This window comes from Cellulosilyticum sp. ST5 (genome assembly GCF_046529625.1).
GTDB classification, from domain to species: domain Bacteria; phylum Bacillota; class Clostridia; order Lachnospirales; family Cellulosilyticaceae; genus Cellulosilyticum; species Cellulosilyticum lentocellum.
Map to the genome: position 1 here is coordinate 3,690,618 of NZ_CP132338.1, position 13,431 is coordinate 3,704,048.

Here is a 13,431-nt window from a genome sequence, read left to right on the forward strand (position 1 = left end):
CGCCACGTTAAGGTCAATAAGTTTTTTTAAAATTATTTTTGTGAATGCTGCCTAAGATAAATTACTAGCCAATGTTGCCATTCCTTTTTATCCTCTGCTTGATCATCTTTTATTGTTTGATGTTCCATGAGCGTTTGAATCGTATCTTCCAAACTCCCTACTTGAACTTGACCTAACTCTTCCTCTTTATCCCATAGCTCTGATTTACTATTTACTAATAAATTAATCTCCATTATGGTTAATACTTCAAATACTTTAAGGTATTCCTCTTCAAATAAACACTCTGCTTCAAGTACATCAATCAAGTCATACATACTGTGTATGTGCTCTTTAATCAATTTTACTTTATCTTTCGCTTTACTACACTGACGAATTTCATCTGTTAGCTCCTTAAAGTTTTCATTTGCCATCTTCTCGCCATCTATATAGTAGGTTTGAGCTTGTTTCGGACAATGTGGTAAAAATATATGTTGTACTTGTTGAAGTTCAAGTTTTTGTTTAAGATCAATACTTGTTTTTGAAATCGCCCTATAAATATAACTTAGTAAAGGTGTTTCCTCTATATGAAACGCCTCACAAAGCTGTATTGCTGCCATTTTTAATGTCCGCTCTAACTCCTCTGAATTATAAGATTCAAGCTGATCTTGTAATAACTTTACTTCCTCCTTCTTTAAGAGAAGATTACCCACTTTATTATTTAATAAAATATTTCCCAGGGAATTCATAAGTACACAATCAAAAATATTGAATAGCAAATGTTCATAATCCTTATCATAGCTATATAAAATCGCTTCTATCTCTTCATTATCAAAGTACCTACAAAATACATTTTCTAAATAAAGATAGCTTAAATATTTTTCTAGATACTCAACCCCATCTGCTACAATTTCTTGCCTTTCAGTATAGCTTAGAAAATAATCAATAGAACCAGGTGAATCTTGAGCTGAAAAGTCTTGATCATAGGCTTTAAAGAACAAAGGTAAACCATAGTCAATCGTATCATTATAAGCATAGTTAACTGTTATAAGCTTGGTTTTTTGTACACCTTCCAATAACTTTTTCGCCGTCTCTACTTTTTCATTAATCAACATTTTGCCTTCATTAAATAATGCCTCTATTCCCTTGTCTTTTATTAAATCAGCACTACATCCTAAGTCTTCTAAACTTTTGAAATAGATACTTAAGGTATAATAAATAGAATCCATTAATGCTTCTGCTACTTCAACTTTAATTGAACTGCTACTGTCCTTATTAAAACGCTTTACTTGCTTAGCTAGAAGTTCCAATAACTGATGCTGAACCACTTCAAATTCCGAGTTGTTAAGCACCTCCCTTTTTAGTAAAGCTTCTAGTAATTCTTCAAAGAAATGCCTGGGACTAAATTGAGTTTTAAGCAAATTAAACGTTTTTTCTAATTCCATACTCTTAGCTTTACTCATAATCCTCTTCTTCCTCCCCTGGTTCTAAAGCTTCTACTTTATCAAAATCCCATATACCATACTTAACATTATGTGAAATACGTTCTAACTCCCTGTTTTGTAAAAGCTCAATGGAGCCATAACAACGTTTATCAAATAATTCTCTCATCAATTGAATTAAATCATCATCTGAAATCTCATCTAGTGTTTCATTTTTATAATAATAAAAGGTCTCAATTAAATCATCTATGGTCTCTACATAGTTATGTTGAGAAATATACGGTGAATCATAAAAACCTAAGATGAGCTTGCTAATTACACTACCGCCAAACTCTACACGACTGTTTTTACGCAGGACTTCATTTTTAGTAGCAATGAGCATTTCTGCATCTTTTTCACTTAAAGCAAGATGATACGCTTGTGTTTTATCATTGCAATCCACAATTTCTCCTTTTTGTTCTCCAGCAAGTGCAGGCAACCTAGATATGAATTTATCCATTATTTCCTCTCCTTTTTCAATTTAACTATTGACTTTTTAATAATTATATGTTATTATAAAATTTATGATATATTTATTATATGGCATATTATACTGCTAAGTTGCTATGTCGTCAATTAGTTTCACAAACCAAAAAAAAAGGAACATTTCATATTCCTATTCGATAAAAATAAGGCCATTCAATACTCTATAAGGTATTGAGTGGCCTTTTCTCTATGTTTTTCTTGCATTAAGCATACTTCCTTCAACTTAAAACCATCCTTAACTATTGTAATGATTAATTATTACTAAAACTTGCAGTCTTTGCTTCATCATCCCAAGTTTTATCTATGTATTTCATTTCAAGCACACTTCCTATATTATTTACAGTCACTCTTTTATTCTGTTAGAAGTATAATGCATACCTGGCCATACTCATCTTTATAATCTGTAATATAATACCATTTCTAATTAATGCACTAATCAGGTAAATAAGCGGCATACTATAAATGATTAGAGCTGACTTACCAAAGAAGTTAATAAATTGAAGTATAGTAATGACTACTACTGTAAACATCATAAGTACATAAAAATAGGCAGCCAGCGTCCCACTTATAAAGCCTAATAAGAGCACTCCTATTTTACCTATTAGCAAAATAGCAAGTGGTGTTAGCATCAACCTCAGACAATCTATGAGTTCTATCCCCTTTTTTATAATGATTCTAAAAATGCCTACTACAAATATGCAAATTAAGCTAATTAAAATCAAATGCGACAATATAGGATATAAAATAATCTGCAATCCTGAATCCTGAACGAATGGCATTTCTATAATGTCCTCCACTAGTGCAGCAGAATCAGATGCACTAATGTAGGCACTTCCCAAAAGTAAAAGAAAATTACCAAATAACCCAATAAGCCCACTTACAATCTTAGCTATAATTGTATTAAAGCTAATGGCTGTTATCGCTGAACCTACTAAAACAAACACTATAACACCCTGTATCGTCCGCCTATTATCAGCGTATAACTCTAATTCATCTATTCCTAATAATGGATTTCTGACCAAAATCTTCACTAGTCCCAAAAGTGAATGAGGTACCTCCTCAATTTCTCTGCTCTTTCTTCTACTAACCGGTGTCCTTCTAGAGAGTGTCTCTTCTTGAACTCTTCTAGTATTATCTTTTTTTGCCTTAGTCACTTCTAATGCTTGCCTTTGCATATCCTCTGGGCGTTGTGCTTCCGCTTGCTTTTCTAGTCTAGCTGTCCTTTCAGCTGCTACTTGCTTTAAAAGTTGGTCCCTTTTCAGCTTTTCCTCAGCTTCTCTTATTAGTTCCTCGCTTATATTAATAACCGTAGTAGAATCTAGTCCTTGCTTAGATTCTATCTCCTGCTCGATTGGTTCTCTTTCTTCATCCTTCTCAATCATGCGTTCTACTCTTGCACCACATTGGTCACAAAAACCACTATCGTCTCTTATTGGTGCACCACACTGTGTACAATTCATCCCCACTCCTCCTCATATAAGGCCATTTCCCCTTAATTAAGCCTGTCTACACTAAGAATTATTGCACAATTCAGTATTTAATTCAATCTTTTAATGAGATTCCCATAATCTTTTTACAATTTATGGAATATACTCTTATAAAACATAACCCTATAGAGGAGGTTTATCTCTATGCAGATACATCATAATCTCACTCACTTAAAGGAAGGAATTTCTCAAACAGAGGAATTATTGACCGAATTACAAGACTATAGCTTACTAACTCTTTTCTTAGATGAGCTTAATTACCTAAAAACTAAGCTTCCCACTTCTTACCGTATTTTTACCAAGGAAGAACTCCTATATGATTATAACGGCCAAAATGGGAAGCCTCTTTATTTAGCTACTTGTAACTATGTTTTTGATGTCACCCATCATCCTTTATGGCATTTAGGAACTTATCCTACCCTCCAGCTAGGACTCTCTCCTTTAGACTATTTTCAGCTTTATTATCAAAATGACCTAAAAGCTGCTGCTGAAGCCGGACCTATCATAGGTAAATTCTTAACCTACTAAGCTACTGGTGATTCTTTATGTGATAATTCTTGTTTTCTCCATTTAAGCAGTGCTACACCTATAACGATTAGCGCTAAGCTCGTTCCTATTAAGATTAGCAAATTACTTACTTGTAATGCACCAAAATCTATCTCTAAATACTTGAAAACCTCTGCTACCATGCCATTTTCAAAATGTTGGCTCGCTATTGCTAACCCATTGTTCAAGAAATGCATTAACATCCCCACAAAAATAGATCCAGATTTATAAACTGCATAGGCGCAGGCAATTCCAAGACAGGTGGTAGGAATAATTCTAATAAAGTCTATATGCATCAAGCCAAATAATACACCACTTATGATAATGGCTCTCTTATAAGACTTTTCTCCTTTAAATGAACTAAAGATAAAACCTCTATATAAAATCTCTTCACCTATAGCAGGCGCTACTGCTACAATAAGTAAATTAAGAATAAAATGCTCCTTCATTACTATTATTTCACTTAACCCTTCTGCCACCTCTTGATTTTGAGGAAATAAAAAAATTAGTAATGCACTTATTAAATTCATTATAATAAAAATACCTGCCCAAAGGCTTATAGCTCCTAATACACTTTTTATACTAGGCATATTTAATGAATAGACCTTTTTAAAATCTGTCTTAATATAAATAGACAAAAGAATGGGTACTATAATAAAAATAATTTGATTCCCTAATAATCCTGGAAGTCCAAACTTTAATTGTATATATGATCCTATATATATGTATAACAATAAGGCTACTGCATAAACCATAATGCCATCACTTACTGTAGGCATTGTTCCTTGCTTAATGTTTGACCTTTTCTCTAAGAAAGAAAAACCTTTACCATTGCCAAACAACACTTCTTCAGAATTAAAAAGCTTAGAAAGTAGCCATACTGATAATATCACAAAGACAATATTCGAAATCATTACCATTGCCATTAAAGAGATATTATATCTAAAGGTCAATACACTTTTAATCAGAAGCACCACATTAACTACCGGAATGTTAGCTGTTACACTATTTAGCTCTAGATTAGGTATCATTGAGCTATAAGATAGAATTGTTCCAGCAAGCATAATAGGTGTCACAGCATTTTGAGCTTCTTTAAAGCTTTTTGCAAGAGAACAGACGCACATACTAACAGCAGCAATAATCATAGAAAAAATAATAAGACAAATTAAAGTGATGATAAACGGTATAATTAATGAATTGAAATTAAAATTAAAATCATTAGCTACTAGCGCCTCTTTATTGCTTAAAAACATAAATACTACACTAAATAAAATAGATAAGATACTTAGTAAAGCTGTGACAATCGTACTTAAAGCCACTGCTAAATATTTACCCATAACAAGCTCTAAATTCGTAATAGGCAAGGTTAATAAAGTCTCTAAAGTCCCTCTTTCTTTTTCTCCCGCCATTATGTCAATAGCTGGATATACAGCCCCAGTAAGAATTCCCAAAATCAGCATGAAGGGCAAGAACATTCCTATAAAATACCCTACAACCTGTTCTTTTTCTGCCACATCCACAACTTCATAGCTTATAGGCTCTAAAATCTCTTTTACATCTAGCCCTGCTGCCACAATACCTTCTTTGACTAATTCTTCTCTATGTTCATTTAAAATTGTTTCTATCCTATCAGCTGCCTCATTATCATCTTCAATCGAAGAATTCACATAAATCTTATAATCTACATCTTTCTCAGACTGTATCACTTCTACATAAGCTGATATCTTCTTATCTTCTATTGCTTTTTTGTAATCCGTCACCTCTACTATTTTAAGCTTACCATCTTCTTTGGTCAGAGCCTCTATTTTCTCCATAACCCTACTATTAGGAACTTCGCTAAAAGCTATAGATAATTCCTTTTGTGCCATGCTTGTGCTAGAAGCATTCATGATATACATCATTAAGAAAATTAAAACAGGATAAAGAAGGATAGGTAAAATCACCGTCATAAACAGCGTTTTCTTATCTCTTAGTATATCTATCATTTCCTTCTTAAAGATACTTTTGACAATGTGCGCTCTCATGCTAATACCCCTCTTTCCTTAGCAAAGTGAATAAATACGTCTCTTAAATTGCTTGCATCTGTTTGCTGTTTTAGAGTGTCTGGTGTACCTTCTGCTATAATTTTACCCTCATGAAGCATTAAAATACGATCACACAGCGTTTCTGCTTCTTCCATATAATGAGTAGAATATAAGACTGTTTTCCCCTTTGCTCTTTCCCCTTTCATAAACTCAATGATATCCTTGCTACTTAAGACATCTAATCCCAAAGTAGGCTCATCAAAAATATAAACTTCCGGAGAATGTAATAAGCATCTTGCTATAGAAACCCTCTGTGTTTGACCCGTTGATAAGTTCTCTATACGATTATCTAGGAAACTATGTAAGTTCATAATATTTGTCACTTCATTAATAGCATTTTCTATTTCTTCTTTGCTCATTTCATAGAGTTCCCCAAAGGTTCTAAACAACTCTCTTGGCGATAAGCGCCCATAAAGCTTTGTATTACCTGATAAATAGCCTATCTTCTTTTTTGCTAATTCTCTCTGAGTCTCATAATCATATTCCATAACCTTAATGGCTCCTGAAGTAGGTGTTAAAATTCCTCCTAACATCCTAAGCAAAGTGGTTTTCCCGGCACCATTAGGTCCTAATATGCCGTAAACCTCCCCTTGATAAGCAGAAAAATTAATGTCATTTACAGCTAAGAAGTCTTCTGTTTTAGTTTTAAGCTTTCCTAAACTTTTAATACTCTTTTTTCCTTCTTCCCCCGCTTTTACTGTTCTTGTAAAAACTTTAGATAAATGAGTAACTTGAACTACCGGAACTTGTCCCACTTACATAACCTCCTTTTTAGCTTTGCTTAAATAACTTATTAATATTATCTTAATCTATATATGTTTTTTATCTCATCCTATTATACTTACAAATCCTTTTACCTAAGTAATATTTACATATAATTAATATTTACGAATGTCACTTGTTAACCCATAGTTTCCATAAAACGAAAAGGCCTTCTCTTTGCCGTGGGGTGACGCCGAGAAGACCTTTTCTTTATATTATTGAGGGTTAAATAAGAAGTTTTACACTTTGTATACTACGCCCCCATTGTGTTGTTTATGTGTTGAAAATATAATTTTTCTGTGAAGATTATTAACCTATTATACTAATACAATTCTCTTGTTTTATCCAATTAATTTGAATACGGAGTAAGTCTCCTAAGTCTCTTAATTTAAAATAAGTAATTCCATTAATCTTATAAGTTGGTAACATAATCTCCTCGCCATTAATATATACTTTAGATTGAGTTGCAATAGCTTGTTGAGAAGTTTTATGATGCATTATTTCTTCTGATGATTTATATGTTTCTCCTAAATTCATTACAATTGCTTGTTTACTTTCATCCCAAATGACAGAAAAACGAGATGCTGTATCATTTATAGCCCTAGCCACTTCTCTTATACTTAAATAAGTACTCCCTTCAATGTCATAGCCTACTATATCTTTCTTCTCTTTATTAACATTTATTTCATAGGGTGATGGTGTAGCCTCCAGGTTATTATTAAGTACTTGTTTTTCTATAACTTGACTAATCTTTTTAAAACTTGCAAAGTCACCATCATGATTCGTTAAAATACAAAGTAAATATGGTCTAGGTGCCTCAACAATAGCCATATCATGAAAAGATTGATCCGCCCAACCATATTTTCTTACTACTGGATACTTAGATACAATCATGGGATTAGTAGTTGATAACATAAGCTTCCTTAGCTCAGCCCCATACGAATTTGTCTCTATGAAATTATAAATAGCTTCTATATAAACACCTGCTTCAGAAACAAGTAGATCTCCATTGGTTGCATATTTAATATCTTCCGGATGCTTTAATCCTAGTTTTTTAGCATATTCCTTATAACCATGTACCGGAAAGTTTTCTCTAATAATACTCATGGCTACATTATCACTATACTTAATAGCATATTCTAGAAGTTGTCTTAAAGTAAATGTCGTTCCTATTTTCATTTCTTGTATTTTTCCTGTACCATCAGTTTTATGTCTAGCCGCATAAGTATAAACCTTATTTAAATCACACTTTCCTTGAGATGCTAAATCATAAACATACATGCAGTAAGGCGCTTTAATAATACTTGCTATAAAGTATTTTTGATTTTCATTATATGTATATGTATATCCAGATTGTATATCTTTATAAAATACCGATACGCCACTACCACAACTCTTAATAATCTCTTCGACTTCTTTAAGACCTTCCTCACTCCATGAAAAATCATCTATCGGGCTATCTGTTTTCATCGTAATCAACAGATTTTCTTCTGTATCATCTATATTGGCATAAGCTATACCTTGCATGATTATAGTCAAAACCAATAACCACTTCATTACTTTGTTAAAAAAAGATTGCATGGTCTTTTCCTACCTTTATCTTCTTATCCATTTACTCTGTAGATTAGCCTACTACAGTTATCTCCCTAATACTATAACATTTAAACAGATTTATTAGAATGTTCATTCTTGTACATCCATTTTCTATCTAGCTTATTAGTATGACTTTTAACTTATACTCTATAAATGTGTGGTTTATATTTGGACAAAAAAGAAGCATCTATAAACCCATTCGGCTATAAATGCTTCTTTCATCAAACGGAGAGACTGGGATTCGAACCCAGGGAGGTGTTACCCTCGCCGGTTTTCAAGACCGGTGCCTTAAACCAACTCGACCATCTCTCCATATTAAATTGTATGCCCGAGACCGGAATCGAACCGGTACGAGGGTTAGCTCGCAGGATTTTAAGTCCTGTGCGTCTGCCAGTTCCGCCACTCGGGCATATAAGCCATAATGACTTATTGCTTAATCATTATAATACACCTTTTGACTTAGGTCAACACCTTTTTTTACTTTTTTATATTTATTTTTAAACATTTCCCAACTATTTATTTATGATTTTACAAATATCATTGAGTATTTTTCATACAATAAATCTCCTTTTAAGTTTAAAGTAAAACTATCAAAAAATTATTTCTTTTAAGGAGACTTTACAATGAAAAAAAAATTAAGTTTTATCTTACTCTCTCTAACACTTTGTTTAGCAGGATGTTCTAATACCGGTTCAGCTTCAACTCCTGCATCTACTCCTGCAGAAGCTACTGCTTCTCCAGAAGCCTCTGCTCCTGCTAACTCTGAAGAACCGATTGAGTCAGAACCTGCCCTTGTTCTTCCATTAGTTGAAAATACCTCTGGTAAAGTACAAATCCAAACGGTGTCTGGTAGTTCTACTTATCCTTATAACTCTTATATTATTACTTCAACTAATGGTGAGTCTATTGTCTTAGACCCTACTTCTATGCCACCTAAAGATGTAGTTGACATCAAACCTGCAGCTATTATTAGCACACACAGCCATCCAGATCATACAGATTCTTATTTTACTAAGAGTAATGATTGTCCTCATTTCACAAGTGAAGTAACTAGCTTAGATACTACATCTTTTAAGATTTTTACCATTGCTTCTTCTCACTCCGGAGATACTATTGACGATTTCCCATCAAATGTTCTTACAGTAGCTGATGTAGATGGTCTTCGTATTGTTCACATGGGTGATATTGGTCAAACAACTCTTACTGATGAACAACTGAAAGCTTTAGGGCATGTAGACATCGCTTTCATGCAGTTTGATAACAGTTATTCTGATATGAGTTTAGAAAATGAAAAGGGCTTTAAGCTTATGGAGCAACTTCAACCGACTATTATTATCCCTACTCACTACACTGATGATGCGTTACCTATTTTCGAGCAAAATTATGGTAAAATCCAGGAATTTGATAATGTACTTACTATTTCTAAAGATGATTTGCCAACCAACTCGCTTAATATATACCGTATTTTAAATAATCATATTTATCAATAATTAATACTTTATTTTCATAAATAATTATTTTAAAAAGCCTAATTGTCCCAATTTTATTTACATTGCTTAAAGAATTATATAAAATATAGTATACCTAAATAATAAAAGTGGAGAGTGAAACATTATGAACTTATCTACTATTGGCTTTAACTATTACTTAGATTATACTATGCCCATAAGTGTATCTTACGACTTAGCAGATCTCAAATTAGACCTAGCTAATGACTATTATAAACTTATATTCTTAGATGCAGGTATGAATCATATTGTGCTTAATGGCCGTGAATTCATTCTAGTAGGTCCTTACATGCTTTGTCTTAATGAGAAAGATTCTATTAATATTTCTAAAACTGCTCTGGAAACGTTTACTGTAGTATTTTTTAAACCCAGCGTTATTAATGAACGTTTTACCTTAAACAGTTGTAATGAGCCTGAATGCTTATCTATTACAGAAATACAGGATCTATTTTACTTAGATAACTTTAAAACGGCTACCCCTATTACCTCTAAAATTCTCTCTTTAAGTACTGTTGACAAACTAACCTTGCAAGAGAAATTATCAGGGATTAATGAGCAACTCACTATTCAACCTTCTTCATTTTGGCCTTGTAAGACTAGAGCCTATCTTATAGAGACTCTATTCTTTTTGATCAAACCAGAAGAAAATACTGCTTATACAGAAGCTAGTTGTATTAGTACTCACTGTTCTCAGTTAGTCCTAGATACTATTTATTATTTGCAAACTCATTATGACCAAAAGATTACTATTTCTATGCTCACTCAAACACTAAACACCAATCGTACAACTTTATTATCAGAGTTTAAGAAGTACACAAACATATCTCTCAATCGCTACCTTATGCAACTTCGTATGAGAATTGCTACTACCTTACTTCGTGATACGGAACTCCCTATTTTAGAAATCTGCGAACGTACAGGTTTTAGTGATATTAGCTATTTTAGTAAAGCTTTTAAGAAAGAAGTTAATTATACCCCTTCTGAATATAGAAAACTAAATGCCTAAAATACGCAAAAATGCCCTAGAAGTTCTATTAGACTTCTAGGGCATTTCTATTTCTCCAGCTCTTGGTTTATATCCTTTCCATTTGTATCTAACTTATAAAAGGGCATAATATAGTTCCTCAGTATATTACAACCTCTTATACTGCTTTAGCTAGCAACTGTAAAAGTTTAAACCAATGAGTGAGGAGCTCTTAAAGTCTTGGCCGGTGCACCCTACTAGGAGCTAAGTCTTCAAGACTCTGGCTTGAAACTTTATTTTTACATTACTTTATATGTAACTAGAAAGTGGACTCCCTAAACTTTTTTAAAATTTATTTGTTTTATCTTATAATCAATTCTTATCCATTCAACATGGCCTTTCCGGCATAAAAAATAGCCTATCAATTTTATCATTAATAGACCATCTTTAGCTGAGCTGGAAGGATTCGAACCTTCGAATGCCGGAATCAGAATCCGGTGCCTTACCACTTGGCGACAACTCATTAATATATATGTTATTTTACTATTAACTCCCTAATATTTCAACTCTAATATATTTTCTTTTTTAAATTTGTATAATAACTAAATAATAATTTGATTATTTCATTTAATTAAACTTTTTTATTATTATGACTCATATTTATGCTACATACCTATTTACTTCCTATAATATTGTACGATATATATATTATTATAACTAAGGAGGTTCTGTATCATGTCCCATTTTGAATATAAATTACAACAGCTTACAAACTTCCTAGGGGAAAAAAAGCTAAAGCAATTAGGTCTATTAACTTGCGAAACCTGTAATCATATTATGGCTCATGCTGAGGGACTTGTTCCTCCTACAGATTTTTCTAGCCGTACTTATTTAACCCCTAATGAATTAGCTGATATCAATAAGCAGCTTTATGATTCGGCTCTTCCTACTTCAACTACTTCCTATTTAAGCTTTCCTGAAGAAGTAATTGAAAACCCTGAAGCAGATTCAATAAATGAAATAGACAAAGTTGAAATAATAAATAAGACAACTGAAATGGTTAACTCTACCGAAGATACTGGTCCTATAATATCTTCATCCAAAGAATCCTCTCCTTCTAAACCAATAAAAACAAGATCTCCTTATCCAGATCCTCCGAAGACTGCTGAGCAACTTTTAGCTGAAATCCTTTTAGATATTACCACTGCTCATCCTCCTAAAGATATAGATTTAGGTATGGGATATATTTATAACATCTATCCACCTTCTCCACCTCATGCCTTAGCTTGTACAGAATGTAACCGTCTTTATGCTATTGCACATCCTGTGCTGCAACTTATGCCCCTTCCTGTACGACTTACTAGTACAGAATACGAGCTACTTAAAGGTGTTTATGTAGATATTCTACTTTAATCTCTATATTCCCCTAAAAATCAAAATATTTTTAAATATTTTGATTTTTTTGCATCCTCATGATACTATTAAATAGATAAAATATTATTGGGGGGCTTTAAATGGAAACAAAATATTATAAAGTTAAAAACACCTTTTCACCACTGGCTTTTATAGCCGTCTTATTAGTCACCTTAATTATAGGTTCTGCTTTAAGTTGGCCTTATTTATGGCTAGAGGATAAAATACCTTTGATTTATTTGAATCTCTTAATACCTGTAGGGGCAGGTATGATTCTAGGTGGTATTGTAGGTCAGGTTGCCAAAGTCTTAAAAATGCATTCACCCATCTTCGGGACTATTTCTATCTTAATTGGTTTTATCGGTGTTACTATCATCAAATGGGCTATGTATATCTACAACCTATTTGCTTCTAGTGAATCCCTGCCTTTCTTTTCTACTATGAAAAATATTCTTTTAAATCCCTCTGAGTTCTGGTCAACAATATGCTATGTTAACAGCGTGGGAACGTGGGGTCTTTCCAAAGGAAGTAATATAACAGGCATTTTTCTCTGGATTATATGGATCGGTGAAATTATCCTCTTCTATTTTTGCTTTTCTGTTATTTTTCACTCTGAAATTGATATTCCCTTTGTTGAAAAAGATAACACATGGGCAACTAAATATGATACTACTTTTAAATTTGCTTATTTTAATTTAGCTGATGTGTCTAGAAGCATCGAAGAAGACCCTAATGCTCTATTCCTTTACTCTCGTTTAAATTCTACTAATGCAAAAGTGAACTATGTATCCGCTGAACTTTACCGTTCCAAAGATGGAGGGCTAAATTATCTGACTCTTAGTACTCATGTATTAAATGATAAAAATAATTACTCTACTACCAAAGTTATTAAGCATCTTATAGTAGATTGGGATTTTGTTAATAATCTTGTTTCCAATACATATACCACTAATGAAGCTAATATAGCCGAATCTTTTTAATCCCTGTTCATCAACTTTTATTCATAAATAGCCTTTTAATACCTCTGGCCAAATAATTACTAATCTTCATAAACCTTATTTAATGTAGAATCTAGCTAGATATTTTCCCAGTACATAAATAAGAGCAAAACAAAAAAACCATGAGATATCC

General features: G+C 32.7%; 11 protein-coding genes and 3 tRNA genes. 5 read left to right on the plus strand and 9 right to left on the minus strand.

Annotated features, from left to right (window positions below; all coding sequences use genetic code 11):
* Window positions 1-32 precede the first annotated feature (32 nt).
* The 3 genes from QTL86_RS17880 to QTL86_RS17890 all read right to left on the minus strand — a co-directional run bounded on the left by QTL86_RS17880 (window position 33) and on the right by QTL86_RS17890 (window position 3,403).
* Window positions 33-1,439 carry a DUF6179 domain-containing protein gene (locus tag QTL86_RS17880; RefSeq protein ID WP_127065141.1) on the minus strand — a complete coding sequence of 469 codons (1,407 nt, stop codon included), beginning with the start codon at window positions 1,437-1,439 and terminating at the stop codon, window positions 33-35.
* Complete coding sequence (locus QTL86_RS17885; RefSeq protein ID WP_127065140.1) at window positions 1,432-1,917, minus strand: DUF6323 family protein; 486 nt, start codon at window positions 1,915-1,917, stop codon at window positions 1,432-1,434. The genes QTL86_RS17880 and QTL86_RS17885 overlap by 8 nt, the downstream gene beginning before the upstream one ends.
* 385 nt (window positions 1,918-2,302) lie before the next feature.
* The gene (locus QTL86_RS17890; RefSeq protein WP_127065139.1) at window positions 2,303-3,403 is read right to left on the minus strand and encodes a zinc ribbon domain-containing protein; all 1,101 of its coding nucleotides are present in this window, start codon (window positions 3,401-3,403) and stop codon (window positions 2,303-2,305) included.
* Window positions 3,404-3,574: 171 nt separating this feature from the next.
* Between QTL86_RS17890 and QTL86_RS17895 the strand changes: the two genes are divergently transcribed.
* Window positions 3,575-3,958, plus strand: coding sequence for a hypothetical protein (locus QTL86_RS17895; RefSeq protein ID WP_127065138.1), 384 nt, complete (start codon window positions 3,575-3,577; stop codon window positions 3,956-3,958).
* On the opposite strand, the gene QTL86_RS17900 is transcribed toward QTL86_RS17895, so the two are convergent.
* The 5 genes from QTL86_RS17900 to QTL86_RS17920 form a co-directional block, all read right to left on the minus strand.
* The gene (locus QTL86_RS17900) at window positions 3,955-6,000 is read right to left on the minus strand and encodes an ABC transporter permease subunit/CPBP intramembrane protease (RefSeq protein WP_410495647.1); all 2,046 of its coding nucleotides are present in this window, start codon (window positions 5,998-6,000) and stop codon (window positions 3,955-3,957) included. The genes QTL86_RS17895 and QTL86_RS17900 overlap by 4 nt on opposite strands.
* Window positions 5,997-6,815 carry an ABC transporter ATP-binding protein gene (locus QTL86_RS17905; protein ID WP_127065136.1) on the minus strand — a complete coding sequence of 273 codons (819 nt, stop codon included), beginning with the start codon at window positions 6,813-6,815 and terminating at the stop codon, window positions 5,997-5,999. Before QTL86_RS17905 ends, QTL86_RS17900 begins: the two co-directional genes overlap by 4 nt.
* A gap of 316 nt (window positions 6,816-7,131) precedes the next feature.
* Window positions 7,132-8,379, minus strand: coding sequence for a serine hydrolase (locus QTL86_RS17910; protein WP_410495648.1), 1,248 nt, complete (start codon window positions 8,377-8,379; stop codon window positions 7,132-7,134).
* Between the two features lie 262 nt (window positions 8,380-8,641).
* Window positions 8,642-8,727: transfer RNA gene (locus QTL86_RS17915), tRNA-Ser, on the minus strand.
* A gap of 13 nt (window positions 8,728-8,740) precedes the next feature.
* Window positions 8,741-8,824 (minus strand) — tRNA-Leu (locus tag QTL86_RS17920).
* 214 nt (window positions 8,825-9,038) lie between these two features.
* Here QTL86_RS17920 and QTL86_RS17925 point away from each other — a divergent pair.
* Together QTL86_RS17925 and QTL86_RS17930 are read left to right on the plus strand one after the other, a co-directional pair.
* Window positions 9,039-9,905 carry an MBL fold metallo-hydrolase gene (locus tag QTL86_RS17925; protein WP_013655128.1) on the plus strand — a complete coding sequence of 289 codons (867 nt, stop codon included), beginning with the start codon at window positions 9,039-9,041 and terminating at the stop codon, window positions 9,903-9,905.
* A gap of 124 nt (window positions 9,906-10,029) precedes the next feature.
* On the plus strand, window positions 10,030-10,929 hold the full coding sequence (locus QTL86_RS17930) for a helix-turn-helix transcriptional regulator (protein ID WP_013655127.1): 900 nt from the start codon (window positions 10,030-10,032) through the stop codon (window positions 10,927-10,929).
* Window positions 10,930-11,338: 409 nt separating this feature from the next.
* On the opposite strand, the gene QTL86_RS17935 is transcribed toward QTL86_RS17930, so the two are convergent.
* Window positions 11,339-11,410 (minus strand) — tRNA-Gln (locus QTL86_RS17935).
* 212 nt (window positions 11,411-11,622) lie between these two features.
* On the opposite strand from QTL86_RS17935, the gene QTL86_RS17940 reads away from it, so the two are divergent.
* Both QTL86_RS17940 and QTL86_RS17945 read left to right on the plus strand, forming a co-directional pair.
* Window positions 11,623-12,300, plus strand: coding sequence for a hypothetical protein (locus tag QTL86_RS17940; protein ID WP_013655126.1), 678 nt, complete (start codon window positions 11,623-11,625; stop codon window positions 12,298-12,300).
* Window positions 12,301-12,401: 101 nt separating this feature from the next.
* Complete coding sequence (locus QTL86_RS17945; protein WP_127065133.1) at window positions 12,402-13,280, plus strand: hypothetical protein; 879 nt, start codon at window positions 12,402-12,404, stop codon at window positions 13,278-13,280.
* Window positions 13,281-13,431: the final 151 nt, after the last annotated feature.